General features: G+C 71.8%; 26 protein-coding genes and 1 pseudogene. 9 read left to right on the forward strand and 18 right to left on the reverse strand.

Features of this window, described 5'->3' with window-relative positions:
* The 5 genes and pseudogenes from LO763_RS09270 to LO763_RS09290 form a co-directional block, all read right to left on the reverse strand.
* Nucleotides 1-228, reverse strand: a pseudogene (locus LO763_RS09270) (hypothetical protein); the annotation flags it as partial.
* Nucleotides 225-1,292, reverse strand: a complete 1,068-nt coding sequence (locus tag LO763_RS09275) for a PP2C family protein-serine/threonine phosphatase (RefSeq protein WP_230601693.1) — start codon at nt 1,290-1,292, stop codon at nt 225-227. The gene LO763_RS09275 and the pseudogene LO763_RS09270, both read right to left, overlap by 4 nt.
* A 12-nt stretch (nt 1,293-1,304) precedes the next feature.
* On the reverse strand, nt 1,305-3,719 hold the full coding sequence (locus LO763_RS09280) for a serine/threonine-protein kinase (protein ID WP_230601694.1): 2,415 nt from the start codon (nt 3,717-3,719) through the stop codon (nt 1,305-1,307).
* Nucleotides 3,720-3,728: 9 nt separating this feature from the next.
* The gene (locus LO763_RS09285; RefSeq protein WP_230601695.1) at nt 3,729-4,682 is read right to left on the reverse strand and encodes a glutamate ABC transporter substrate-binding protein; all 954 of its coding nucleotides are present in this window, start codon (nt 4,680-4,682) and stop codon (nt 3,729-3,731) included.
* A complete protein-coding gene (locus tag LO763_RS09290) occupies nt 4,679-6,025 on the reverse strand; it encodes a GlnX family signal transduction membrane protein (protein WP_230601696.1) in 1,347 nt (448 codons plus the stop codon). The genes LO763_RS09285 and LO763_RS09290 overlap by 4 nt, the downstream gene beginning before the upstream one ends.
* Before the next feature lie 182 nt (nt 6,026-6,207).
* Between LO763_RS09290 and LO763_RS09295 the strand changes: the two genes are divergently transcribed.
* From LO763_RS09295 to LO763_RS09305, 3 genes are read left to right on the forward strand one after another with little or no spacing between them, the layout of a single operon-like run.
* Nucleotides 6,208-6,663: a deaminase gene (locus LO763_RS09295; RefSeq protein ID WP_230601697.1), complete on the forward strand. Its 456-nt coding sequence runs from the start codon at nt 6,208-6,210 to the stop codon at nt 6,661-6,663.
* Nucleotides 6,664-6,673: 10 nt separating this feature from the next.
* Nucleotides 6,674-7,468 (forward strand): sulfurtransferase, encoded by a 795-nt coding sequence (locus LO763_RS09300; RefSeq protein ID WP_230601698.1) that lies wholly within the window; start codon nt 6,674-6,676, stop codon nt 7,466-7,468.
* The gene (locus LO763_RS09305) at nt 7,465-8,079 is read left to right on the forward strand and encodes a hypothetical protein (RefSeq protein ID WP_230601699.1); all 615 of its coding nucleotides are present in this window, start codon (nt 7,465-7,467) and stop codon (nt 8,077-8,079) included. Before LO763_RS09300 ends, LO763_RS09305 begins: the two co-directional genes overlap by 4 nt.
* A gap of 279 nt (nt 8,080-8,358) precedes the next feature.
* Here the strand turns inward: LO763_RS09305 and LO763_RS29705 are convergent, their stop codons facing one another.
* The 5 genes from LO763_RS29705 to LO763_RS09330 all read right to left on the reverse strand — a co-directional run bounded on the left by LO763_RS29705 (nt 8,359) and on the right by LO763_RS09330 (nt 11,650).
* Complete coding sequence (locus tag LO763_RS29705) at nt 8,359-9,045, reverse strand: metal-dependent transcriptional regulator (protein ID WP_230601700.1); 687 nt, start codon at nt 9,043-9,045, stop codon at nt 8,359-8,361.
* A gap of 135 nt (nt 9,046-9,180) precedes the next feature.
* On the reverse strand, nt 9,181-10,149 hold the full coding sequence (locus LO763_RS09315) for a sigma-70 family RNA polymerase sigma factor (RefSeq protein ID WP_230601701.1): 969 nt from the start codon (nt 10,147-10,149) through the stop codon (nt 9,181-9,183).
* Nucleotides 10,150-10,297: 148 nt separating this feature from the next.
* Nucleotides 10,298-10,936: a trimeric intracellular cation channel family protein gene (locus LO763_RS09320; protein ID WP_230601702.1), complete on the reverse strand. Its 639-nt coding sequence runs from the start codon at nt 10,934-10,936 to the stop codon at nt 10,298-10,300.
* 57 nt (nt 10,937-10,993) lie between these two features.
* Nucleotides 10,994-11,260: a DUF3039 domain-containing protein gene (locus tag LO763_RS09325; RefSeq protein ID WP_255672173.1), complete on the reverse strand. Its 267-nt coding sequence runs from the start codon at nt 11,258-11,260 to the stop codon at nt 10,994-10,996.
* A 42-nt stretch (nt 11,261-11,302) separates the two neighbouring features.
* Entirely contained in the window at nt 11,303-11,650 is a 348-nt protein-coding gene (locus LO763_RS09330) for a DUF3099 domain-containing protein (RefSeq protein ID WP_230601704.1), read from the reverse strand.
* Nucleotides 11,651-11,691: 41 nt separating this feature from the next.
* Here LO763_RS09330 and dtd point away from each other — a divergent pair, with 41 nt between their 5' ends.
* Together dtd and LO763_RS09340 are read left to right on the forward strand one after the other, a co-directional pair.
* Complete coding sequence (gene dtd / locus LO763_RS09335; protein ID WP_230601705.1) at nt 11,692-12,114, forward strand: D-aminoacyl-tRNA deacylase; 423 nt, start codon at nt 11,692-11,694, stop codon at nt 12,112-12,114.
* 60 nt (nt 12,115-12,174) lie between these two features.
* Nucleotides 12,175-13,884, forward strand: coding sequence for a DEAD/DEAH box helicase (locus LO763_RS09340; protein ID WP_369431952.1), 1,710 nt, complete (start codon nt 12,175-12,177; stop codon nt 13,882-13,884).
* A gap of 152 nt (nt 13,885-14,036) precedes the next feature.
* On the opposite strand, the gene LO763_RS09345 is transcribed toward LO763_RS09340, so the two are convergent.
* From LO763_RS09345 to LO763_RS09355, 3 genes are all read right to left on the reverse strand, one after another.
* Nucleotides 14,037-14,276 carry a DUF7455 domain-containing protein gene (locus LO763_RS09345; RefSeq protein WP_091053111.1) on the reverse strand — a complete coding sequence of 80 codons (240 nt, stop codon included), beginning with the start codon at nt 14,274-14,276 and terminating at the stop codon, nt 14,037-14,039.
* A 321-nt stretch (nt 14,277-14,597) separates the two neighbouring features.
* A complete protein-coding gene (locus LO763_RS09350; RefSeq protein WP_369431953.1) occupies nt 14,598-16,181 on the reverse strand; it encodes an RNA polymerase sigma factor in 1,584 nt (527 codons plus the stop codon).
* A 210-nt stretch (nt 16,182-16,391) separates the two neighbouring features.
* Nucleotides 16,392-16,904, reverse strand: a complete 513-nt coding sequence (locus LO763_RS09355) for a LytR C-terminal domain-containing protein (protein WP_230601707.1) — start codon at nt 16,902-16,904, stop codon at nt 16,392-16,394.
* 352 nt (nt 16,905-17,256) lie between these two features.
* Here LO763_RS09355 and LO763_RS09360 point away from each other — a divergent pair, with 352 nt between their 5' ends.
* Complete coding sequence (locus tag LO763_RS09360) at nt 17,257-17,553, forward strand: DUF4193 domain-containing protein (RefSeq protein WP_230601708.1); 297 nt, start codon at nt 17,257-17,259, stop codon at nt 17,551-17,553.
* A 69-nt stretch (nt 17,554-17,622) separates the two neighbouring features.
* On the opposite strand, the gene LO763_RS09365 is transcribed toward LO763_RS09360, so the two are convergent.
* Nucleotides 17,623-18,120 carry a DUF3093 domain-containing protein gene (locus LO763_RS09365; RefSeq protein WP_230601709.1) on the reverse strand — a complete coding sequence of 166 codons (498 nt, stop codon included), beginning with the start codon at nt 18,118-18,120 and terminating at the stop codon, nt 17,623-17,625.
* 270 nt (nt 18,121-18,390) lie between these two features.
* Here LO763_RS09365 and LO763_RS09370 point away from each other — a divergent pair, with 270 nt between their 5' ends.
* The 3 genes from LO763_RS09370 to LO763_RS09380 are packed head-to-tail and all read left to right on the forward strand — an operon-like array spanning nt 18,391 to nt 20,346.
* On the forward strand, nt 18,391-19,134 hold the full coding sequence (locus LO763_RS09370) for a DUF3710 domain-containing protein (protein ID WP_230601710.1): 744 nt from the start codon (nt 18,391-18,393) through the stop codon (nt 19,132-19,134).
* A gap of 14 nt (nt 19,135-19,148) precedes the next feature.
* Nucleotides 19,149-19,556: an OB-fold nucleic acid binding domain-containing protein gene (locus tag LO763_RS09375; RefSeq protein ID WP_230601711.1), complete on the forward strand. Its 408-nt coding sequence runs from the start codon at nt 19,149-19,151 to the stop codon at nt 19,554-19,556.
* Nucleotides 19,557-19,590: 34 nt separating this feature from the next.
* On the forward strand, nt 19,591-20,346 hold the full coding sequence (locus LO763_RS09380) for a DUF3159 domain-containing protein (RefSeq protein WP_230601712.1): 756 nt from the start codon (nt 19,591-19,593) through the stop codon (nt 20,344-20,346).
* Nucleotides 20,347-20,403: 57 nt separating this feature from the next.
* On the opposite strand, the gene LO763_RS09385 is transcribed toward LO763_RS09380, so the two are convergent.
* From LO763_RS09385 to LO763_RS09400, 4 genes are all read right to left on the reverse strand, one after another.
* Complete coding sequence (locus LO763_RS09385; RefSeq protein WP_230601713.1) at nt 20,404-21,555, reverse strand: lytic polysaccharide monooxygenase auxiliary activity family 9 protein; 1,152 nt, start codon at nt 21,553-21,555, stop codon at nt 20,404-20,406.
* Between the two features lie 322 nt (nt 21,556-21,877).
* Entirely contained in the window at nt 21,878-22,942 is a 1,065-nt protein-coding gene (locus tag LO763_RS09390; protein WP_230601714.1) for a lytic polysaccharide monooxygenase, read from the reverse strand.
* A gap of 97 nt (nt 22,943-23,039) precedes the next feature.
* Complete coding sequence (locus tag LO763_RS09395; protein WP_230601715.1) at nt 23,040-23,705, reverse strand: potassium channel family protein; 666 nt, start codon at nt 23,703-23,705, stop codon at nt 23,040-23,042.
* Nucleotides 23,702-24,370 carry a potassium channel family protein gene (locus LO763_RS09400; protein ID WP_230601716.1) on the reverse strand — a complete coding sequence of 223 codons (669 nt, stop codon included), beginning with the start codon at nt 24,368-24,370 and terminating at the stop codon, nt 23,702-23,704. The genes LO763_RS09395 and LO763_RS09400 overlap by 4 nt, the downstream gene beginning before the upstream one ends.
* Nucleotides 24,371-24,403 lie beyond the last annotated feature (33 nt).

The following is a 24,403-nucleotide window of genomic DNA, read 5'->3' on the forward strand; positions in this document are numbered from 1 at the left end:
CCCGTACCCGCCCTGCTGCTGCTGCCCGTACGGGTCCTGCTGCTGCCCGTAGGGGTCGTTCGGGGCGTAGCCCTGCCCGAAGGCGGGGGACTGCGGGGGCTGGCCTTGCTGCCATGCCGGGTTGGGCGTCCCGCACTGCTCGCAGAACTGGGCTTGCGGAAAGGCGCCGCAGGCGCACTGGTACCCGCCCGGCTGCGGGGCACCGCCGTAGGTCGGCTGGTAGGTCAAGGTCGTCCCCCTCCAAGCATTTGGGTGTACTCGGCCTCGCTGACGACACCGAGCAGCGGGGCGGCCCCGTCGCCCTGGTCCTGGGGGCCAGGATCGGCATGCTCCTGCGCATGCGCGTCTCCCTGGACCGAACCGGGGGATTCGAGTTCCACCACCGCGACACTGATGTTGTCATGCCCGCCGTTGGCGAGCGCTTGTCGTGTCAACGCTACCGCCTTGTCGCCAACACCGCCCTCCGGCAGTGGCAGAAGGTCGTGATCGTCATTGAAATAGCGCGACAGACCGTCGCTGCACACTACGACATGGCCGCCCCCGAGCTCCACGCGGAGGAGGTTCGGGTTCAGGGTCGGCGCATCGGCCCCGAGCCACGCCAGCAGGGCTTTCGCATACGGGTTCTTGTAGCGATCGTCCGAGGGGTCCACGCCCTGGTACTCCAGCCGGGCCTGGATCGTGTCGTCCACGGTCAGGCACCGGGCCTCCTTCTCGCCGGCCCAGTACGCCCGCGAATCGCCCACCCAGCACAGGATCGCCTGGTTCCCCTCCACGACCGCCGAGACGTACGTCGAGGACGGCGGCGAGTTCGGGTACTGCTTGCCGACCGCGGCCACGGCCGAGTGGGCCGCGCCCACCCCGCGCCGCGAGGCGTCCTCCGCCGACAGGCCCTCGCCGAGCGCGGCGCGGATCTCCGTGACCGCCGCTTCCACCCCTGCGAGTGACGCCCGCTCCGAGTCCGAGGCCCCCGAGACCCCGTCGCAGACCACGGCGATCTTGCGCCCGTCGTCGGCGACGGCGATCGCGATCGAGTCCTGGTTGTAGTGGTGCCGCTTGCCCACGTCGGTGGCCGCCCCGATCGACGGCAGCGTGAACGCCAGGTGGTCGTCCGAACCGCCCGGGTGCTCCGGGTTCTCCTCGGCCGCGGCCGAGGACAGCCACGGCGCCGACTCGGCCGGCACCGCGAACTCCTCCAGCTCGCCGCCGCAGTCCTCGCAGTATCGGCCGAGGTCGGCGGGGAGTCCGCAGGCGGTGCACCGCTTCGCGGCGCCCATGGTGGGTGAGGGCTGCATAGGGCTCCTTCGCTACAGCATCGTGCGGGGGCGGTGACGGTTGGCCAGGTCGAAGTAGTACACCTGGTCCTCTCTGCGGGTGCAGGCGTGGGCCAGGTCGCGGTAGGCCCGCTCCAGCGCCAGCCGCAGCTCCCGCTCCTCGGGCGGGGCCCCGAAGACCCGCGGCTCCTGCGCCGGCCCGGTGAGCCGGACCGTCTCCAGCGCCTGGTGGAGGATGCGGGTCGACACCAGGTGGCGGCGGCGCGGCTCGAGCTTGAGCTCGTCGAGGCGCCCGGCCATGTGGTGCAGGTCCAGCAGCGACGGCGGGGCCGTGCGGCTGTGCAGCGCGGTCTGGATGGCCGCGGTCTGCGCGATCCCGTACTGCGCCGAGGTCTTCGGCACCTGGTGGAGCGTCGTGATCGCGTCGGTCGAGTGGCCCTCGAGGTCCAGCAGGCGCGCCCGCCCGTACGCGGCCGAGACGAACCGGTGGTCGCAGGCCCAGATCCGCGTGTAGTGCGGGAGCGCGAGGTCCCGGCGCCCGGCCAGCTCGGCGCAGGCCGCCAGCGCCAGGCGCGGGGCCAGCTCGCCGGGGAGGTGGGAGTAGACGGCGTCGAAGTGCGCCGCCGCCGTCGCGAAGTCCGCGGCCAGCAGCGAGATGGTCCCGCGCAGCCACGTGACCTGCCACGTGTTCCCCTCGCGCTGCGCGAACTGGTCGAGCGCGGCGGCGGCCTGGTGGAGCTCCCCGGCGTTGACGAGGGTCCGCACCCGCCGCAGCTGCACCTCGGGGCTCTGGGACGGCGCGGCGGCGAGCTCGGCGAGGATGCCCGCCGCGTCGGTCGCCTGGAGCGTCGCCAGGAACGCGGCCATCGGGTCGGCCAGGTCGACCATCGGCGTCGGCAGCGCGTGCGCGACGTCGAAGGGGTCGCCGACGGCGTGGACGTCGTAGTCCACGTCCGGCTCGCCGAACACCGACTGCTCGCCGCTGAACAGCGTCGAGGGCTCGAACCGCGGCTCGCCCCGCTGGACCGACAGGACCTCGTGGAGGACCCCGCGCACCTGGGTGCGCATCTCGTCGGCGTCCTGGAACCGCGAGCGCGGCTCGGCGTGGGTGGCGCGCAGCAGCAGCCGGTGGAACGCCCCGTACTCGGCGAACACCGGCGCCTCGGAGGCCGGCGGCAGCTTGTCGCGGTAGGTGCTCGTGAAGCCCTTGAAGTCGAGCGCGAGCACGGCCATCGAGCGGCCGATGGTGTACAGGTCCGAGGTCACCGACGGGCCGACGGACAGGATCTCGTCGTTGGGCACCGAGTAGCCGGGCGTGCCGTAGATCGCCGACTCCATGTCGTCGATGTGGCGCACGGCCCCCAGGTCGATGAGCTTGAGCCAGGTCTCGACGTGGATCATGTTGTCCGGCTTGAAGTCGCAGAACAGCAGGCCCCGGTCGTGCAGGTAGCTGAACGCGGGCAGCAGCTCGGCGGTGTAGGTGAGCACCCGCTCCAGCGGGAGCGGGCTGCGCTCGCCGTTCTCGTCCACCGCCTCCCGGATGTCGCGCAGGGACTTCCCGGCCAGGTACTCCATGACGATGTACGACTGGAGCTGGCCCGAGCGCGGGTCGGCGGCGGTGACGAAGTCGTGGATGTCGACCACGTTGGGGTGGTCGATGCCGACCAGGAAGCGCCGCTCGTTGATGGCGGCCTCGATCGCGTCCTCGTCGGAGGTGTTGATGAGGCCCTTGATGACGACCCACCGCTGGGTCAGGTCGTCGGCGAAGTTCTTGTCGTTGGCGAGGTAGATCCAGCCGAGCCCGCCGTGGGCGATCGCGCCGAGCACCTCGTACCGCTCCGAGAGCACGTCGCCGGGCCGGAGCGCGGGCGTGAACCAGTAGCGGGTGCGGCAGTGGGCGCAGTAGCCCTCGACGCGGCCGCCGCGGCCCGCCTGGGGCCGACCGACGGGCTTGCCGCACGAGGAGCAGAACCGCTTGTGCTCGGGCACCTGCGGGTGCTCCATGACCGCCTCTGCCGGGTCCCTGGGGGGCACCGGCGGCATGTCGGACAGGCCGCCGCGCTGGCGGGCGCTGGTGGTCGAGGAGCGCGTGACGGGGCCGGTGATCGGCTGCGGCAGCGGCGCGGCGGGGGCCCGGTGGGGCGCCGGGGGCGGCGAGATCGCGATGCTCACGGGCGCGACCTGCTGCGACTGCGCCACGTGGGCCTGCGGCGGCGCCGACACGGGCGGCACGGACGGCGACACCGGCGGCACCGACATGGGCGGGGCGGTGGTGCCCGGCGGGGCCGGCGGCGAGGGCGCGAAACCCGGCTGCGGCGGCACCGCGGGCGGGGTGCTGAGGCGCTTGCGCACGCGGAGCGTGTCGCTCTCCTCGGCGCTCGGCTGCGGCGGCTGCACCTGGCCCGGCTGGTACCGCTGGGTGTGCTCGGGCGGCGGCTGGTCGCTCATAGGCTCCCCTTAATCCCGGTACTGGGGGCTCGGCGGGGCGGCCTCCACGGCCAGCGGGCCCTCGAGCCACTCGTCGTAGGCCTGCTGCCACGTGCCCTCCGCGATGACGTCCTCGAGCGCCCCGTTCACGAAGCGCGCCAGGTCGGTGTTGCCAAGCTGCATCGCGATGCCGTAGGGCTCGTCGGAGAACGCCTCGCCGACGACGTGGAGCGTCGGGTCCTGGACGGCCATGCCCGCGAGGATCGTGTCGTCGATGGCGATCGCGTCCACGGTGCCCTGCTGGAGCAGCACCAGGCAGTCGTTGTAGTCCGGGACGGTGACCATCTCGGACTCGGCCTGCTCGGCGATGGTCCGCACCGACGTCGAGCCGTGCCCGGTGCACACCAGGTCCTCGGCGGTGAGGTCGGCGAGGCCGGTGATCCCCGAGGCCTTCGGGACGAGCAGGCGCTGCCCCGCGTGGTAGTACTCGGCGGAGAACTCGACCTCCGTCCACCGGTCGCAGGTCATGGTCATGGTCCGCACGATCATGTCGACCCGGTCCTCGTCGAGGGACGGGACGCGCTCGCTGGAGGTCATGGGCACCCAGCGGATGTCGGCGCCCTCGCCGAGGAGCTTCTCGGCGATCGCGGTGGCGATGTCGATGTCGAAGCCGGCGAGCGCGTTGGTCTCGGGGTCGCGGTAGCCCATGAGGTTCGTGGACTGGCTGATGCCGATGCTGATCCGGCCGTCGTCGTCGAGCTGGGCCCGCGCCTGCTCGGCGGTGACGGCGCCGGGGGCGTAGGACGCGAGGGCGTTGCACTCCTCGGGCGCCGCGGTCTCGACGTCGGGGTCGAAGTCGATGCCCGAGGGCAGCGGCGTGGGCACGTCGACGCTCGGCGGCTCCATGCTGGTCGGCCCCGAGCAGGCGGCGAGGACGAGGCACGCGGCCGCAGCGGCCGCGAGTCGGATCTGGTGTCGAATCATGCGTAGTACTCCGCCACTCGCATCTGGATGCCGACCGCGGCGCCGATGAGCGCGGCCAGGGACAGGGCCGCGAGCCCCGCCGCCGCGCCCGAGAGGGACCGCTGGGCGTCGCTCGTGGCCTCGACGAACCGGTCGGCGCTGACGTCGGTCGCCTCGGTCAGCGCGGTGTTGAGGGTCCTGAAGGAGGCCCACAGGCTCGTGTCGTCCTCGCCGACGGCCATGGCGACGGCGTCGGTGTACTGGCCCTCCTGGGCGAGCTTGATGACGTCGTCGTGGCCGGCGCGCCAGGTGTCGGCGGCCTCGCGGGCCGTGTCGACCTTCGCCGACATCCCGGCGTCGCCCGCGAAGGCCTCGTCGAGCCGGTCGAGCAGCCCGCCGTCCTCGGTGAGCTCGGTGAAGTGCGCCTCGTAGCGCGCGAGGGCGTCGGCGTCCTCGCCGCGGGCGATGAGCATCAGGGACTCCTCGGCGCGCGCCTGCTGGGCGGTGATCTCGGCCTGCGCGAGCAGTTCGAGCGGCCCGGCGCCCTCCTCGTGGGACCGGTCGGTGTGCCCGGCCGAGGCCAGCGACGCGAACGCCAGCCACCCCGCGAACAGCACCAGCAGCCCCGTGGCGCCCACGAGCCCGAGGTTGAACACGCGGTTGGTCTTGCGCGAGAGCCACAGCTGCGCCCACACCAGCGTTCCGAGCGCGGCGACCGCGAGGACCGCGGCGGCCCACGGGAAGGCCTGGGCGTCCGAGCGCGACTCGTTCAGCTGCCCGAGCGCGTTGTCCTGGAGGTCGTGCGCCGAGGGCAGCATCTCCTCGCGCATGAGCGTCGAGGCCTGCTCCTGGTAGGTCGCGCCGACCGGCTCGCCGAGCCGGTTGAAGGTCCGGGCGGACTCGACCAGCCCGGTGTAGACCGGCAGCCGCGCGTTCAGCTCCGCGACCAGCTGCGCGTCGTCCGCGGTCTTCACCTCGCCCGCGGCCGTGGCGAGCGCGACCGTGGCGTCGCGCAGGGCCTCGCGGTAGGTCTCGTTCATCTCGTCCGAGGGCGTGCCGGCCGTCAGGTACGAGGAGGTCGCGGCCGCGTCGGCCTGCGAGAGCGCCTGGTACAGCTGGAGGGCGGCCACCGACAGCCGGCCCGACTGGCCGGTGGTCTCCTCGATGACGGCCGACTTCGCGATGATCGCGGTCATGCCGGTGACGCCGGCGCCGAGGATCAGGGCGGCCAGGACGGCGAGCACGCCGCGCAGCTGCCCGGGCGTGTACCGCAGCGCGGCCAGGGCGCGGTCGAACCGTCCCGGAGCGGCTCCGGCGGCCGGTGCGGGCGCTTGCGCCTGCGCTGGAGGGGACTGGACGGACAACTACTGCACCTCACTAGGTTCGCGTCTCGCGAGTGTTCACGGAACCGCTGCGCTCGCCGTCGCGCGCACGTGGACGCGGCTGGAGTGTCGGGGGACTCCCACATGGTATCGGCCCGCGGCAACGGTCGCTGACGACCGTCTCGCGGCGGTCGGGGACGTGTCGGCGACGGTACCGTAGGCGCGTGACGAACGCCGAACCGGAATCCACAGTGGAAGACGAGCGCTGGATGGCCCGCGCCGTGGAACTGGCCGGGCGCTGCCCGCCGTCCGCGACCGCCTTCAGCGTCGGGGCCGTGATCGTCGCGGGCGGGCGCGCCGTCGGCGAGGGCTGGTCGCGCGCCGAGGACCCGCACGACCACGCCGAGGAGGTCGCCCTGCGCCGCGCCGGGGCGGCCGCGCGCGGCGCGACCGCCTACTCGTCCATGGAGCCGTGCGGGCGCCGCGCCTCCCGGCCCGACCCGTGCGCGCGCCTGCTCCTCGCGGCGGGCGTCGCCCGCGTCGTCTACGCCCTCGGCGAGCCCCCCAACTTCGTCGACGCGCCCGGCGGCGACGCGATCCTGCGCGGGGGCGGCGTGGCCGTGGCCGTGATGCCCGAATTCGGTGCGGCGGCCGAACGCCCCAACGCGCACCTCCTATAGCCTGGTGCACATGAGGCCACTGATCGACGCAGACCAGGCCGCCGCCCGGTCCGGAGCGGTCCGACTGGACGTCCGATGGACCCTGGGCGGGCCCCCGAGGGACGCCGACTACGCCGAGGGGCACCTGCCCGGAGCGGTCCGGCTCGACCTCGACCGCGACGTCTGCGGCCCCGCGGGCCCCGCGGGCGGGCGCCACCCGCTCCCCGACCCCGGGGCGCTCCAGGAGGTGCTGCGGGCCGCCGGGATCGACGACGACTCCACGGTCGTCGTCTACGACGACGGCGACCACATGGCCGCCGCCCGCACCTGGTGGACCCTCCGCTGGGCGGGCCTGGAGGACGTCCACGTCCTGCGCGGCGGCATCGAGGCCTGGACCGGCGCCGGGCTCCCGCTGGAGACCCAGGCGCCGCAGCCCCGGACCGGCACCGTCACCGTCCGGCCCGGGAGCCTCCCGGTGCTCGACGCCGACGGCGCCGCCGCGTGGGCCGAGGAGCGCGAGCTGGTCGACGTGCGCGCCCCCGAGCGCTACCGGGGCGAGTTCGAGCCGGTGGACCCCGTGGCGGGCCACGTGCCCGGCGCGGTCAACCTCTTCCTCGGCGAGGACGACCTCGCCGACACCGCGCGGCTGCGCGAGCGCTACGAACCGCACCCGGACGCCGCGTTCTACTGCGGCTCGGGCGTCGGCGCGGCCCGCACCGCCCTGGCCGTCACCGCGGCCGGGCTGCCGACGCCGCCGGTGTACATCGGCTCGTGGAGCGACTGGGTCGCGCAGGGCCGCGAGGCGGCCCGAGGGGAGGAGCGGTGAAGGCGCTCGCACTCGTCCCCGCCGCCATGCTGCTCGCGCTGGCGGCGTGCACCGCCGACGGCGAGGAGCCGGCCGAGGACCCGACGGACGCCCCCGCGAACGAGGCCTCCGACACCGTCCAGGAGGAGCCGGACCCGGTCGAGCTCGACCTGGCCGACGCCGAGGGCGCCTGCCCGTTCATCGACCCGGCGCTGCTCAACTCGACCACCGGCGAGGACTTCCGGTTCGCCTCGGGCGGGCCGGGCGAGGCCGCCGAGGACGAGGAGCTCCCGGCGCAGCTGACCTGCGCGGTCCAGACCGGCGAGGCCGCCTACCCGGACCTGACGCTGTTCATCATCGGCACCGACGCGAGCGCCGAGGTGTACGAGGAGGAGCTGGCCGACGGCACCGAGACGGTCGACGACCTCGGCGAGGCCGCCTACTGGATCGTGCACACCGAGGACACCGGCGCGGGCCCGGCCCTGGAGATGGGCTGGTACGACGGCGGGACCATCTTCGAGCTGCGCTACACCACGCCCGAGGGCACCGACGCGGCCGCGGTCGAGGAACTCGTGGGCGGCTTCACCGACCTGTCCAAGGGCATCTCGCAGGCCCACGCCGACGCCGGATAGGACACCGACGCGAACGCCGCCGCCGGGCAGAGCCCGGCGGCAGCGTCGTCGTTCGAACGCGGAAGGCGAGCGCCCTCCCCGCCGGGGGTGCGGGGAGGGCGCTCAGGTGCGGAGTCGAGTCGTCGCGTGCCCGTTTCCGGTGCTCGAGCCCCCGGAAGCGTGCTTCCGGCGTGTTGGAAACGTTTGCAACGCTTTGGACAGCCTACGCCGCGGTAGCGCACGGGTCAAGACTCGACACGAGGGACGTTCGCGACACGTGGTCGTTCCGCGACGCGGGAGTCAGACCGCCGGGACGGCGAAGATCTTGGCGGCGTCGTCGACCGACAGCCGGATGGTCGCCGCGCCCGAGGTCACCGCGACCTGGCCGTCGAGCCGGTCGATCGCGACCTCCGCGCCCGGGTCCACGCCCGCGTCGTGCAGCGACGCCAGCAGCTCGGGGTGGGTCTGCGCCGACTCGCACAGGCGCGTCACGCGCACCTTCGCACCGGAGGAGACCACGCTCATCGGCCGCTCGTCGGCCTCGTGCCCGACCGCGACGGCCGCCGCGTCGAGCTCCTGGAGCCCGGGGATCGTGTTGCCGTACGGCGAGCGGGTGGGGTGCTGGAGCAGCTCGTACACGCGCTTCTCGACCGAGTCGCTCATCACGTGCTCCCACTTGCAGGCCTCTTCGTGGGCCTCGGTGTAGGACATCCCGATGACGTCGACCAGGAGCCGCTCGGCGAGCCGGTGCTTGCGCATCACCGCGACCGCCTGGCGGCGGCCCTCCTCGGTGAGCTCCAGGTGCCGGTCGCTCTTGACGTTGAGCAGGCCGTGGCGCTGCATGCGCCCGACGGTCTGCGAGACGGTGGGGCCGCTCTGCTCGAGCCGCTCGGCGATCCGGGCGCGCAGCGCCGGCACGCCCTCCTCCTCGAGCTCGAGGATGGTTCGCAGGTACATCTCAGTGGTGTCGACGAGGTCCGTGGTCACAGCTTCGTTCCTTCACGTTGTCCGCCCGCAGGGCACCGAGCGGGGTGGGTCGGTAGCCGCCAGACCCCCTGTCCGCCTCAATGGTATACGGCCATCAGGCCGCATAACCACGCAGAGCCGGGGCGAACGCCGCGCTCAGGCCACGTAATCGGCGAGGCGGCCCGCGTAGTCGGGCTGGCGGAGGCGGTGCAGCGCGTTCTTCTCGATCTGCCGCACCCGCTCGCGGGAGAGGCCGAAGTCGGCGGAGACCTCTTCGAGGGTGCGCTGGCGCCCGTCGTCGATGCCGAAACGCAGGCGGAGCACGGTTTGTTCCCGCTCGGGCAGCGAGGCCAGCACGTTCGCGATGTGGCGGCGCAGCAGCGCGTACGACACCGCGTCCTCGCCGGCGTGCTCGCGCGGCAGGTGCGCGACCAGGTCGCCCAGGGCGGTCGAGTCGTCCTCGCCGACGGTCTGGTCCAGGCTCACCGGCTCCCGGTCGTAGGACATGAGCTCGAGGACCTTGCCGGGGGTGACGTCCAGCTCGGCGGCGATCTCCTCGTAGCGCGGCTCGCGGCCCAGCTCGGCCATGAGGTCCTGGCGCACGCGGTTCATCCGCTTGATCTGGTCCACGGTGTGGGCGGGCACCCGGATCGTGCGCGACTGGTCGGTCACGGCCCGGTTGATGGCCTGGCGGATCCACCAGGTGGCGTACGTGGAGAACTTGTAGCCCTTCTGGTAGTCGAACTTCTCGACGGCGCGGATGAGCCCGAGGTTGCCCTCCTGGATCAGGTCGAGCAGGCTCATCCCGGCACCGGAGTAGCGCTTGGCGACGGAGACGACCAGGCGCAGGTTCGACTCGAGCATCCGCTGCTTGGCCGCGCGGCCCTCGGCCGCGACGCGGGCCAGGTCCGAGCGGAGGTCGGGGTGGGTGATCTCGGCGATGCGGCACTCGGCCATGAGGCCGGCCTCGATGGCCTTGGCGCACTCGACCTCTTCGGAGGCGGTGAGCAGCCGGTGCTTGCCGATGCCGTTGAGATAGGCGCGAACCGGGTCGCCGGAGTACTCGGTCGCGCGCTGCGCCGGTCGCTGGGCCGGACGCTGACGGATGCTGTCGACAGGTGCCATCGAATTCGCCTTTCGCTGCATACCCCCCGTGCGGGAGAAACCGCACGTCACCCCCGGTGGGCACCGGGTGTCGGGCTACCAGCTTGCAGCGGATCCGGGGCTTTGCGACCTCCCGGCCGCAAGGGTGGCACGAAGTCGGGAGACAGCGTCAGAATTTCGGTTTCGGGGCTTCCCAGCGATACCTGATGGCCACCATCCGTACGACGAAGACCGCCGCGATGGCGATCAGCATCAGCGTCCAGTGGCCGATCCGCGACTCCCACCGCTCGCCCACCGACACGATGACCGCGCCGATCACCGCCGCCATGGCGTAGAAGTCCTCGCGCAGGACCGCCGGGATCTCCTGGACCAGGACGTCCCGCAGGATGCCCCCGCCGATTCCGGAGAGTACACCGACGATGCAAGCCGCGTACACGGCGAAGCCGTACTCCAGGCCCTTGACGGTCCCGACCACCGTGAACAGGGCCAGGCCCGCCGCGTCGAGCACGAGCATCGTCGCCCGCATGCGCGAGAGCGCCGGATGGAAGCGGAAGACGACCAGCGCGGCGGCCACGGCCACGAGCGGGTAGCGCCAGTCGGTGAGCACCAGGGGCCTGGCGTCGATGAGGACGTCGCGCACCGCGCCGCCGCCGAGGGCGCACAGCACCCCGATGACCACCACCCCGAACAGGTCCAGCCGCTTGCCGACCGCGGCGCTCGCGCCGGAGGCGGCGAAGACCGCGGTGCCGACCAGTTCGGCGACCAGGCTCATCGTGTTCGCGTCGATCTCCACAGCATCAGGCCCCACCCGAGCGTTATAGCAGGTGGGGCCGGGTAGAACGGCTCGTCTCGCGGAAGGCGGAGACTAGCCGCGCATCTTCTCGAAGATGTCCTTGCAGTTGGGGCAGATCGGGAAGCGGTCGGGATCGCGGGTGGGGACCCACATCTTCCCGCACAGCGCCTTCACCGGGATGCCGTCGACCATAGCGGCCATGAGCTTGTCCTTGGGGACGTAGTGCGAGAAGCGGTCCTCGTCGCCGTCCTCGTAGGTGTAGTTCGGCTTGGTCTCGGTCTGCTCCTCGAGCAGGGTCGAGCCGGAACCGGTCGAATCGGATCCGCCAGTGGTGGGCAGCTCGCTCACGTCAACTCACTCCTCATTCGCGGGCAAGACCCGTCAATCTTGCCACGCCGGAGCCGATAACTCCGAATCGATCATGGGACGCTCGGGCGCCTCGAGCGTCCGGGCGCGTCGGCCCCGCCCCCCGAACCGGGGCGGCTTCTCCTTCGCCAGGCGGTCGTTCGCCAGCAGGACCGCCAGCCACGGCAGGACGGCCATGCCGACCGCGCACAGCGGCAGCCACACGACCAGGAACGGCGCGTCGGCCATGACCAGGACGCCGCACAGGACCACCAGCACGATCCTGATGGACATCATGACGATGTACCGGGTCGTCCTGATCCGGCGCTCGTCCTCGACCGACATCACCGCGTCGGTGATGTTCACTGCCTTCTGCCGTGCCACCCTTCGAGCGTACGCCTGGAGCGTGCGGCAGGATCGACGGCATGAGAGCCGTGGTCCAGACCGTCAGCGAAGCCGAAGTCACCGTCGAGGGGAGGAGCGTCGGCGCCATCGGCGAGGGCCTCCTCGTCCTCCTGGGCGTCACCCACTCCGACGGCGGCGACGAGGCCCGCTGGATCGCCGAGAAGATCTGGAGCCTCAGGATCATGCGCGACGAGCGGTCGGCATCCGATCTGGACGCGCCGGTACTCCTCGTCAGCCAGTTCACCCTCTACGCCGACACGCACAAAGGCCGCCGCCCTTCCTGGAACGCCGCCGCGCCCGCGCCGGCGGCCGAGCCCCTCGTCGAGGCCGTCGCCTCCCACCTGCGAGGACTCGGCGCCCGCGTCGAGACCGGCGAGTTCGGCGCCATGATGGAAGTGCGCAGTGTCAACGTCGGCCCCAACACGATCCTCCTGGAGCGCTGAACCCGCCCGCCGCCGCGGCCTAAAATCAACCGGGTCCGCCGCCGTCCGAGAGGAGCCCGCATGATCCCGGCCGCCCCACCCGAAACGCTTCCCTCGCTTCGGGTCTGGCAGCGCAAGGCAATGGTCTCCTACCATCGGGGTCAGGCGCGCGACTTCCTGGCCGTCGCCACGCCCGGCGCCGGCAAGACCACGTTCGCGCTGCGCATCGCCTACGACCTGCTCGCCGACGGCACCGTCGACACCGTCACCGTCGTCTGCCCGACCGAGCACCTGAAGACCCAGTGGTCCGGCGCAGCCGCCCGCTTCGGCATCCAGCTCGACCCGGCCTTCAGGAACGCGCACGTCCACAACGCCGCCGACTACCACGGCGTGGTCGTCACCTACGCCCAGATCGGGGCCGACCCCGCGGTGCACCGCCGCCGCACCCTGGCCCGCCGGACCCTCGTCATCCTCGACGAGATCCACCACGCCGGGGACGCCCGCACCTGGGGCGAGGGCGTCCAGACCGCCTTCGACGAGGCCGAGCGCCGCCTGGCCCTGACCGGCACCCCCTTCCGCAGCGACGACAACCCGATCCCGTTCGTGGAGTACGAGGAGGACCCCGACGGCACGAAGCGCTCGCGCCCCGACGCCCTCTACGGCTACCGGGACGCCCTGGCCGACGGCGTGGTCCGCCCCGTCATGTTCATGGCCTACTCGGGCGAGACGAAGTGGCGCTCCAGCGCGGGCGACGAGCTCGCCGTGCGGCTGGGCCAGCCGCTCACCAAGGACCTGACGAGCCAGGCCTGGCGCACCGCGCTCGACCCGGCGGGGGAGTGGATCAAGCAGGTCATCCGGGCCGCCGACCGGCGCCTCTCCTCGCTGCGCGCGGCGGGCATCCCCGACGCGGGCGGGCTCATCATCGCCTCCGACCAGGACAGCGCGCGCGCCTACGCGGGGATCCTCAAGCGCACCACCGGCAAGAGCGCCACCATCGTCCTTTCGGATGATGTGGGCTCCTCCGATCGGATCGCCAAGTTCGCCGAGTCCGATGAGGAGTGGCTGGTCGCCGTCCGCATGGTCTCCGAGGGCGTCGACATCCCGCGCCTGTCGGTGGGCGTCTACGCCACCAACGCCCACACGCCGCTGTACTTCGCGCAGGCCATCGGCCGCTTCGTGCGCTCCCGCCGGCCCGGCGAGACCGCCTCGGTGTTCCTGCCCAGCGTCATCCCGCTGCTGAGCCTGGCCGAGAACCTCGAGGCCGACCGCGACCACGTCATCAAGGCCAAGTCCGAGGACGCCGACCCCGAACTGCTGCTGGAGCAGGCGCAGCGGGTGCTCGACGAGGGCACCGAGCTCGGCGGCCAGCGCGAGACCCTGGAGTCGAGCGCCGAACTCGACCAGGTGATCTTCGACGGCGGCTCGTTCGGCCTGCCGGTGCAGGCCGGCAGCGCCGAGGAGCAGGAGTACCTGGGCCTGCCCGGGCTCCTGACGCAGGAGCAGGTGCACCTGCTGCTCCAGAAGCGCCAGCGCGAGCAGCTGGCCAAGCAGAAGAGCGGGCCGCGCCCCCAGGCTCCCGAGCGCCCCGCCGAACCGGCGATGACCAACGCGCAGAAGCGCCTCAAGCTGCGCAAGCAGCTGAACGCGCTCGTGGGCGCCCGCTCGTTCGCCACGAACGAGCCGCACGGGAAGATCCACGCGAAGCTGCGGTCCTCCTGCGGCGGCCCTCCGAGCGCCCAGGCGACCATCGAGCAGCTGGAGGAGCGGATCGCGACGATCCGCTCCTGGTGAGCCCCCGGAGGGCCCGAACGCGCCGAAGGGCGGCCGGTCTCCCGGCCGCCCTTCGGCGTCGGCGCCGCGGCAGCGGCGCCCCGTTCTTCACCTGTACGTGTGAGGGCCCGGGCGGTCTCCCGCCCGGGCCCTCCCCTAAGTCTGCGTGGGCGTCAGTTCTCAGAGGCCATGAGGTCGGTGCCCCGCCACTCGAATTCGGGGTCTGCCGTGAAGTCGATGGCGATCGGCACGAGCTTCTCAGCGAACTGGTTCGCGTGGTGACCGCAGAAGACGAGGTCGCCGCCTTCGGCCAGGGTCACGCGAAGCTTCGCCGCGGCGCTACACCGATCGCAGCGCTCGCCCGCGATCGGACGTTCCTCCGTCTGGGGCGGGGGCGTCAGGGTGGATGTCATACCAGGTCCTCCGCTGCGTTCGGTCGCTGTGTCTATGACACAGATGGATACTTACGTCGAACCGTTGACCGGCTCGTTCCGTTCAACGCCTGCACTGTACTACCTCTTCCCGACACCGACCGACTGAGACTCGGCTCACTCGGCGGCTCGCTCGCGATAGTTGCTCCACACCGTAGCCCACGGAACGGCGATCGACAACCCGGCGCGTCCTGTGGGTACCCACCCGTTCGGGTGATACACCCCCGCTCGCGGCCTTGTTCGAAAAGCGAGTCCGCAAGCGCGGGCGGTGAAAAGCGAGTTTCGCGGCCCTGATCGAGGTAGTCAGTCGAGGTAGTCGCGCAGGACCTGGGAGCGGGACGGATGACGCAATTTGGACATCGTCTTCGACTCGATCTGGCGGATCCGCTCGCGGGTGACGCCGTAGACCTGTCCGATCTCGTCCAGGGTCCGCGGCTGGCCGTCGGTGAGTCCGAAGCGCAGCCGCACGACGCCCGCCTCGCGCTCGGAGAGGGTCTGGAGCACCTGCTGGAGCTGGCCCTGGAGGAGCGAGAAGGAGACCGCGTCGACGGCCACAATGGCCTCGGAGTCCTCGATGAAGTCGCCGAGCTGGCTGTCGCCCTCGTCGCCGATGGTCTGGTCGAGGCTGATCGGCTCGCGCGCGTACTGCTGGATCTCGAGGACCTTCTCCGGGGAGATGTCCATCTCCTTGGCCAGCTCGTCGGGGCTGGGCTCGCGGCCGAGGTCCTGGAGCAGCTCGCGCTGTATGCGGCCGAGCTTGTTGATGACCTCCACCATGTGGACCGGTATGCGGATGGTCCGCGCCTGGTCGGCCATGGCGCGGGTGATGGCCTGCCGGATCCACCAGGTGGCGTACGTGGAGAACTTGTAGCCCTTGGTGTAGTCGAACTTCTCGACGGCGCGGATGAGGCCGAGGTTGCCCTCCTGGATCAGGTCCAGGAACGCCATGCCGCGGCCGGTGTAGCGCTTGGCGAGCGAGACGACGAGGCGGAGGTTCGCCTCCAGGAGGTGGTCCTTGGCGCGGTCGCCGTCGCGGATGATCCACTCGAGGTCCCGGCGCATCTGCGTGGGGATCTCCTCGCCGCCCTCCTTGAGCTGCTTGAGGCGCTCGACGGCGTACAGGCCGGCCTCGATGCGCTTGGCGAGCTCGACCTCCTGGGCCGCGTTGAGGAGCGGGACCTTGCCGATCTGCTTGAGGTAGGCGCGGACCGAGTCGGCCGAGGCGGTCATCTCGGCGTCCTTGCGAGCCTGCTTGAGCGCTTCGGAGTCCTCCTCGTCCCACTCGAAGCCGTCCTCGTCGTCGCCGTCCTCGTCGTCCTTCTTGGACTTGCCGCGGGTCGCCGCCTTCTTCGCGGCCTTCTTGCGGGAGGCCTTCTTGGCGGGGGCCGCCGCGGCGGCCTCGGCGAGCGCGTCGTCGTCGGCGCCCGCGTTCAGCTCGGCCTCGTCGGGCTCCTCGCCCTCGGCGGGCTTCTTCGGGGCGGCCTTCTTGACGGCCTTCTTGGCGGTCGCCTTCTTCGCGGTCTTCTTGGCCGCCTTCTTGACCGGGGCGGCCTCGTCGGCATCGACCACGGCGGCGGCCTTCTTCGCAGTCGTCTTCTTCGCCGTGGCCTTCTTGGCGGTCTTGGCGGTGGCGGTGCGCGAGGAGGTGGCGGTGCGGGCGGCGGGGACGCGCTTGCGCGTGGAGGAGGAGCCGTCCACGACCACGGTGACGTCGGCCTCGGCGAGCGCGCGCAGGACCTTCTTGCCCTCGGCGGGGGAGGCCTGCACCGACTCGAGGACCTGAGCGACTGTCGCGGACGTCAGCTGCCCGTTGCTCTCTCGGGCCAGAGCGAGCAGCGAGTCGGTCAGGGAATTGACGTCTGTGCCGGTGGGACGTGCGTCAGTCACGAGCAACCTTCCGAGGCAATGGCGGGCACGGCGCGGCCGGGCTCCATGGCGGGTGAGCGTTGGATATTGGATCGGCAGCCCAGGTCGGCACACGACCGGGCAGGCGTGAATTGTAGCGCCGAAATTCGCTATCGGCCCGTCCGTGGTGCTGTTTCGAGCTGAGTTTCCGCATTTTCAGTTTCAGTGTCGCGGGCCGGGGGCGGCGGCGTCCTATTCTACCGCGCAGGTGCCCTCGGGCGGCTCGATGCCGCCGCTCTGCGCGAACGACTGGCGCGCGTCGGAGGTGGATCGGACCTCCTGGAAGCCGTCGCCGAGGATGATGGTGATGGGCTTGTCCCAGTCGAGGGAGAACTCCTGGCGCCCGCCGAGGAAGTACGCGTGCGCGTGGACGCCCGAGGCGAACTGCTCGGGTCCGAAGAACACGACCGCGGGCTCCTCGACCTTCTCGTCGGTGTCGCCCACTTCGGTGACGACGAACCCGCGGTCCTCCAATTGGGAGGCGGCCTGCTCGCCCAGGCCGGTGCGGTCGGTGCCGTTGAGGACGACCACCTCGATCTCGGAGGGGTCCGGGATGGGCGCGGTCTTGATCTCCACGGCGCCCGGTTCGCAGTCGTCGCTCGCCGACACCTGCGAGTCGTTCCGGATCGCCCACAACGTGACCAGACCCGCCACCAGCGCCAATGCGCACAACACCGTCAACGCGCGGATACGAGCGATACGCACGGCTGCCTCCCCGAATCTCCAGAACAGAGCGAACTGATCTCCGGCCCTTAGACGAGCCGACGCCCCGAAAACGTTGCCATGGGAAGGCTATCGTGCGCAGGACCTCCCCGTGGGCGAGAGGCGGTACACTCGCTCTCCCTGCCACGTAAGTGTTGTTCACCACAATGGGGATGAAAAAGTGGGGGGCATCGTGTATAGGAATGGACTGCACGCGGTAAGGTACGCCGCCTGCAGGGACGGAACCGAACCCGCCAGGAACCCGAGCCGAGCCGCCGTGTCACCCGAACACTCCGGCGGCACCCGTCGCGCTCGGGTCCGGAGCCGCAGAAGCAACCAATGGGAGTGGAAAACGATGGCAACCGACTACGACGCCCCGCGCCGGGACAAGGAAGAGAACGCCGGCCCCGACGGCATCGAGGCCCTTGCCAAGGGACGCACCGATCAATCGGGGTCGGTGGACGTCGACGAGGCGGAGGTGGCCGAGAACTTCGAGCTGCCGGGGGCCGACCTCGGCGACGAGGAGCTGTCCGTCAAGGTGCTGCCCATGCAGCAGGACGAGTTCCGATGCTCGAGCTGCTTCCTGGTCCACCACCGCAGCCAGTTCGCCAAGGAGAAGAACGGCCAGCCGGTCTGCAAGGACTGCGCGTAAGCACTGAACCGACCCCTCAGACGGCGCACGGCTCGCGGGTCCGCCCGCGGGCCGTATCGCTGCCCGGGGTCAGCCCCGCGGCCCGCCCGAGGCCGCCGCGCCTTCGAGCGCGGGCGCCAGGGCCGCCCGCAGCCGCTCGGGGCGCCGTGAGGCGACCACCCACGACGGGGTCGGGTCCTCGGGGTCGTCCAGGACGATCCGCACGCCGCGGTTGATCCACGGCCGCTGGACCACGAACGTCAGCGGGTGCAGGGCCACCCCGAGCGCGTCGGAGTAGGCCACCGGCTCCAGGACCTCGACCTCGGCGACCGCCGACATCGGCAGCCGCGCGTCGTCGACGTGGAGCCACACCTCGCCGTCGGTCTCGACCACGCGCACCGGCAGCCGGCCCATCCACCACGCGGCCGCCACGGGCGCGACCAGGATCACCAGGCTCGCGGCCACCCGCCACCAGCGCATGTCGCCCAGGTTGGACAGGGCGGCGGCGATCACCGCCGTGGCGAGCACGGCGAGCCAGCCCCCCGCCGGCAGCGACATCCGCTCGGCGTACCGTTCCCCACTCCTCATGTCTGAGACCATATCCCCGCGGCGCCGGCGCCTACCGGCCCGTACGCCGGGAGTGACGACCGCGCCGGGCCCCGCGGTGAGACCGAGACCACGCCGCCGGCCCCGGCCCCGATCGGACCGCCGTCGCCGAAGGCGGGGGCCGTGTCGCACAATTGGTAGTCCAACCGGTTGTGCGAACCCGTCTCACCGGGGGCCGCGACCCGGCGCCGAAGCGGCGCGGGCGGCCGCGGGCCGCCGGCGGGCACCGCCGACTTGCAGAGGAGAGCGAACGTGTTCAAACGGCGACGGTCGTCGAAGAAGCAGCGCCCCGCCGAGGGCGCGGTCCTCGACTCCCTGGCCGAGAGCGGCGAGGAGTACGAGTACGAGGCCACCGAGGGCCCCTACGACGTCGCCGACGCCCCCGACGACGACGTGCGGCGCATCGACCTGGGAGCGATCCGCCTGCCCGTCCCCAAGGGCGTGGGCTTCCAGGCGCAGACCGACGCCAAGGGCAACATCAGCCAGGTCCTGCTGACCACCGGCTCCTCCGCGCTCCAGCTGCTCGTGCGCGCCGCGCCCCGCAGCGAGGGCATCTGGCCGGAGTTCCGCGAGGAGCTCGCCGCCCAGGTCACCGGCCAGGGCGGGAAGGTCGAGGAGGTCGAGGGCCGCTGGGGCGCCGAGCTCATCGCCAAGGTCGCCTCCAAGAAGGGCACCAACACGGTGCGCTTCTGCGGGGTCGACGGCCCCCGCTGGTTCGTGCAGGCCACCTTCCAGGGCCAGCGGGCCCTCGACGAGGCGGCCGCCCCCGAACTCGACGAGGCCCTGCGCGACCTCGTCGTCGACCGCGGCTCGACCGCGATGCCGGTGCGCGAGCCCCTGCCGCTGAAGCTGCCGCCGAAGATGGCCGAGGAGGCCGCCGCGCGCATCGCCCAGCGCAAGGCCGAGGGCGGCGACGGCAACCGCGCCATCATCGCCGCGGGGGACACCCCCAAACCGCAGGTGCGCCGCAAGCCCTCGCCGCGCCCCAAGCGGTGAGCCCCGCCTCGGCGATGGCGCGCGGACGCCGCGACGCGGGACCGCGGCGGGGCGGCCGGTTCAGGTCCTGGCTCCGCCTGCGGGCGCTGCGGCGCCTCGCCCTGCCGCCCCAGGAGCTGCTCGCCGAGGAGATCCGGCGCGAGTCCGACCGCGACACGACGCCGGTCGACCGGTTGCGGGCGCGCGAGCTGGCGGCCGTCGCCGGGCGCCTCAAGACCGTCGTGCTGCGCGCCGACGGGCGCTCGCCCTCGGTCGAGGCGGAACTCTTCGACGGCACCGGACAGGTCGCATTGGTCTGGATGGGCCGACGGCGTATCGTGGGCCTGGAGGCCGGGACCAGGCTCGTCGCCCGCGGCCGCGTGGCCCGCCTGGGCGACGGACGCCTCGTGATCTACAACCCGACCTACGAGCTGCGCCCCTGAGCGCGGACCGGCCAATCGAACTGGAAGGCCCGCATTGAGCACCGAGACGCCGACCCGCAAGCCGGACCCCGATCCGGACGAGGCCAGGGGCGAGGACGAGCTCCCGCCGTTCACCGAGCAGCTCTCGCAGCAGCTCGGCGGCGTCAAGGGCGTCGTCGAGGCCGCGGTGCCGATCACCCTGTTCGTGGTGCTCAACCCGCTCCTGCCCGACCGGATGGGACCGCTGAGCGGCCTCCAGTGGGCGATCGTCATCTCCGCGGCGAGCGCCCTGGCCATCGCCGCCTGGCGCGCGATGCGCAGGGAGTCGGTCCGACACGCGCTCAACGGCCTGTTCGGCATCGCCCTGGGCGCGTTCCTCGCCTGGCGGTCCACGGACGCGCGCGACTTCTACCTGCCCGGAATCATCCAGGGCGCGATCTACGGCGTCCTGCTCGTCGTCTCGGCGCTGGTGCGCCACCCGATCATCGGCTGGATCTACGCCGTGGTCGCCCAGGGCGGCAAGAAGGAGTGGCGCCAGAACAAGCCGCTGGTGGACGTCCTCAGCCGGATCACGATCCTGTGGGGGGTCGTGTTCATGGCCAAGAACGCCCTGCGGATCTGGCTGTACCTCATCGACGCCGAGAACGCGCTCGGCCTGGTGACGCTCTTCGGCGGCTGGCCGGTCACGATCGCGCTGACGGCCTTCACGATCTGGGCGGTGCGCCGCCACATGAGGGCCTCCGGGGACACCACGGGCATCGAGGGCACGGTCGTCGACACCGCGCCCGCGCCGCGGCCCGAGCACGGCTGACGGCGCGGAGCCGAGGCCCCGCGCCGTCCTCGAGCGTCTGCCGGCAGGGGGCACCCCCTAGCTCGGCAGGCAGTCGAACTCGGGTGCCGCGCTGATCTCCCCGGAGACGTTGATCCCGAACTCGATCGAGCCGCCGACCGGTATGGCCTGGTTCCAGCCCACGGGTTCGGCCATCTCCATCCCGCCCATGGTCGAGTGCTCGGCGTTCCACACCTGGGACACCGCCACGCCGCTGGGCCACGTCCAGTGGAGCATCCAGTTGTGGATGGCCTGCGTGCCGGTGTTGGTCACCGTCACGCCGACCGTGGCGCCCGAGCCCCAGCTGTTGACCGTCGCGGTCGCGGTGCAGGCGTACCCGCCCGGCCCGCCCGTGGTGGGCTCTTCGCCCGGCTCCTCGGTGGTCGGCTCCTCGGTGGGCTCGGGGTCCTCGGTCGGCTCCCCGGTGGGCTCCTCGTTGGGCTGGCCCTCGCCGAACCACACGTCGGAGCAGGAGTAGAACGACTGGTCGAAGTGGCTGGCCTGCCAGATCATGTACACGATGTGGTGGCCCGACCGGCCCGGCGCGGAGACGTCGATGTCGACGAGGGTGCCGCCGCCCGAGGGCGGGGTGCGCCCGACGCCCGGGTCGATGTCGCCGGTGTCCGCGACCAGTTCGAGGTCGGCCCAGTCGAGGGCGTCGTTCTCGGCGTCGTACCCCTGCTCGGTGACGTAGATCCGGTAGTAGTCGGCGCCGTGGTTCGCCTGGTCCCAGTTGGTGAACGTGAAGTTCGAGTCCACCTGGGTGGTCTTCCACGCGCCCGGGTCGTCGAGGGGCGCGTACCGGGTGCCCCCCGTCTGCCCGCCGCTGCACAGCTGGTTGTCGGGGATGGCGCCCTGGTGGTCGCCGCCGACCTGCTCGCGGTAGAGGCCGTTCCAGTTCCACATGGCGCTGGGGTCGTTCTGCCAGGCGGCCCAGCACATGGGGTCCTCTTCGGCCATGGCCGGGTTCTGGAAGTCCGACCCCCACCGCTCCCAGCAGCTGTAGTGCCGCGAGGAGGGGCCGATGGCGGTCCCGTGGCCCGAGGCGGGCTGCACGAACAGGACCGCCGCGGCGCCGGCCGCGACGAGCGCGGCGACGAGGACGACGAGGCCGCGGAGGCTCATCCGGCGCGGTCCGCCCTGCCGGGGCGGGTCGAGCCGGTGGAGCCCGAAGCGTTTGACATTGATCATGATAGCGCTCCCAAGATATAGGCGCATTGAGAACTTTCAATGTAACTGTTCTAGAGCGCGCTAGTGAACCCTGCGGGCGTTATTTTCGATGATCGACCCATCGAATTCACCGCAGGTCCGACCCGCGAGGCGCTCCGCGTCCCCCTGGAGGCGCCGCTCCCGCGGAACCCGCCCCGCGGCGCGCGGACACGGCGAGGGCGCCGACATCGTCGACCCCTCGCCTTCCCCCGCCCCGCGGGCGCGCGGACGCGGCCCCGGCCGCGAGGGCCGGGGCCGCGTCGTCGCCGCTGCTCCAGAGGTGGAACCTCCTAAGCGGAACCTCCTAAGAGGCGAGGCAGTCGAACTCGGGCGCCTCGCTGATCTCACCGGAGACGTTGAAGCCGAAGGACACCGAGTCGCCCGGCTGGATCGCCTGGTTGTACCCGACGGGCGCCGCCATCTCCATCTCGCCCATCGTGGAGTGCTCGGCGTTCCACATGTTGCTCACCGAGACGTCCGCGCTCGCCCAGGCCCAGTGGAGCATCCACGAGTTGACCGTCCGGGTGCCGGTGTTCGCCACGGTGACCGTGACCGTGGCCCCCGAGCCCCAGCTGTTGACCGAGGCGGTGGCCGCGCAGCTCAGGTCTCCGGGCTGCTCGGTCGGCTCCTCGGTGGGCTCTTCCGTGGGCTCCTCGGTGGGTTCCTCAGTGGGCTCCTCGGTCGGCTCCTCGCTGGGGCCGCCGTCGCCGAACCACACGTCCGAGCAGGAGTAGAAGGCCTGGTCGATGTGGCTGGCCTGCCAGACCACGTAGACGATGTGGTGGCCGGTGCGCCCGGGGGCGCTCACGGGGATGTCGACGGCCTCGCCGGGCTGGTAGACGCCGGTCGAGACGACCCGCTCGAGGTCGGCCCAGTCGAGGGCGTCGGTCTCGGCGTTGTAGCCCTGCTTGGTGACGTACACCCAGTAGTAGTCGCCGCCGTGGACGGCGGTGTCCTCGTAGTGCAGGTTGAAGTTGTTCTCGAGCGGCGTCGTGTGCCAGGGGCCGGCGGCGTCGAGGGAGTTGTAGCGGCCGCCTTCGGCCTGGCCGCCGGAGCAGAGCTGGTTGTCGGGGATGCGCGACTCGTGCTGGCCCTGCATCCCCTCCCGGAGGAGGCCGTTCCAGTTCCACATGGTGTTGGGGTTGGCCTGCCAGGCCTGCTGGCACATGGGGTCGGTGTCGCCCATGTCGGGGTTGAGGTGGTCGTCACCCCACCGCTCCCAGCAGCTGTACTGCCGGGAGGGGGGACTGGTGGCGGTGCCGTGGCCGGCGGCCGGCTGTATGAAGAAGAACGCCGAGGCGCCCGCGGCCGCGAGTGCGGCGACGACGACGATCACCTGCTTGAGGCGACGTCGGGAAGACTTGAACATGGTAGCGCTCCCAATCCGAAAGAAAATTGATAACTATCAATGTAACGTGATCAGGGTCGCCTGTAAAGTCCGGAACCGCCCTTTCCCCGCGCGCCCCTCAGCGGCGCTTGCCCAGGATCACCGAGCGGGTGTCCTCCTCGGCGTCCTCATGGCACACGAACACCAGCTCGTCACCCGACTCGAGGGTGTCGTCGGGCGTCGGCGCGATGACCCGCCGGCCCCGGATGATCGCCACCAGCGCGCAGTCGTGCGGCAGCGGCACCTCGGCGACCCGCTTGCCCACGTGCGGCGCCTCCGGCGGCAGCGTGATCTCGACCAGGTTCGCCTGCGACTGCCGGAAGGTCAGCAGCCGCACCAGGTCGCCGACGCTCACCGCCTCCTCCACGAGCGCGGCCAGCAGCCGCGGCTTGGAGACCGAGACGTCCACGCCCCACTCCTCGTTGAACAGCCACTCGTTCTCGGCCCGGTTCACCCGCGCGACCACGCGCGGCACCGCGAACTCCGTCTTCGACAGCAGGCTCACCACCAGGTTCACCTTGTCGTCCCCGGTCGCCGCGACGGCCACGTCGCACCCCTCCAGGTGCGCCGAGCGCAGCACCTCCAGCTCGCACGCGTCCGCGAGCAGCCACTCGGCCTCCGGCACGCGCTCGGGCCGCATCGAGTCGGGGTCCCGCTCGATCAGGAGCACCTGGTGGCCGTTGCCGACCAGCTCGGCGGCGATCGAGCGGCCCACGTTCCCGGCCCCTGCGATGGCGACCCTCATGCCGCACCCCCCTGCGGGACCGCGCCCGCGATCTGGCGGATCTTCGCCTCGTCCCCGTCGGCCACCAGCATGTACACCTGGTCGCCGTCCTGGAGCACCGTCGAGGCCGTCGGCAGCGTCGCCCGCCCGAACCGCGTCACGTACGCCACCCGGTGCCCCGTGGCCTGCTCCAGCGCCGACAGCGGCAGCCCGTACCAGCCCTCGTCGCACAGGACCTCGACCATCGACAGCGACGCGGTCGGGTCCCGCCACAGCGGCTCCTGCCCCTCCGGCAGCAGGTGGCGCATGAGCCGGTCGGCCGTCCACCGCACCGTCGCCACCGTCGGGATGCCCAGCCGCTCGTACACCGTGGCGCGCTGCGGGTCGTAGATGCGGGCGATGACCTTCGGGACGCCGTAGTTCTCGCGCGCCACCCGCGCGGCGATGATGTTCGAGTTGTCGCCCGAGGACACCGACACGAACGCGTCGGCGCGGTTGATCCCCGCCTTCGCCAGGACCTCCCGGTCGAACCCCACGCCCCGCACGGTCGTCTCGTCGAAGTCGGGGCCGAGCCGGCGGAACGCCTTCGGGTTCTGGTCGATGATCCCGACCGTGTGCCCGCGCTCGACCAGGCCGCGCGCCAGGGACGAGCCCACGCGCCCGCACCCCATGATGACCACGTGCACGCGGATCACCCCTTCCCTACGACGACGACGTGA

The sequence above is a fragment of the Glycomyces amatae genome (assembly GCF_020991375.1).
Classification (GTDB): Bacteria; Actinomycetota; Actinomycetes; order Mycobacteriales; family Micromonosporaceae; genus Glycomyces; species Glycomyces amatae.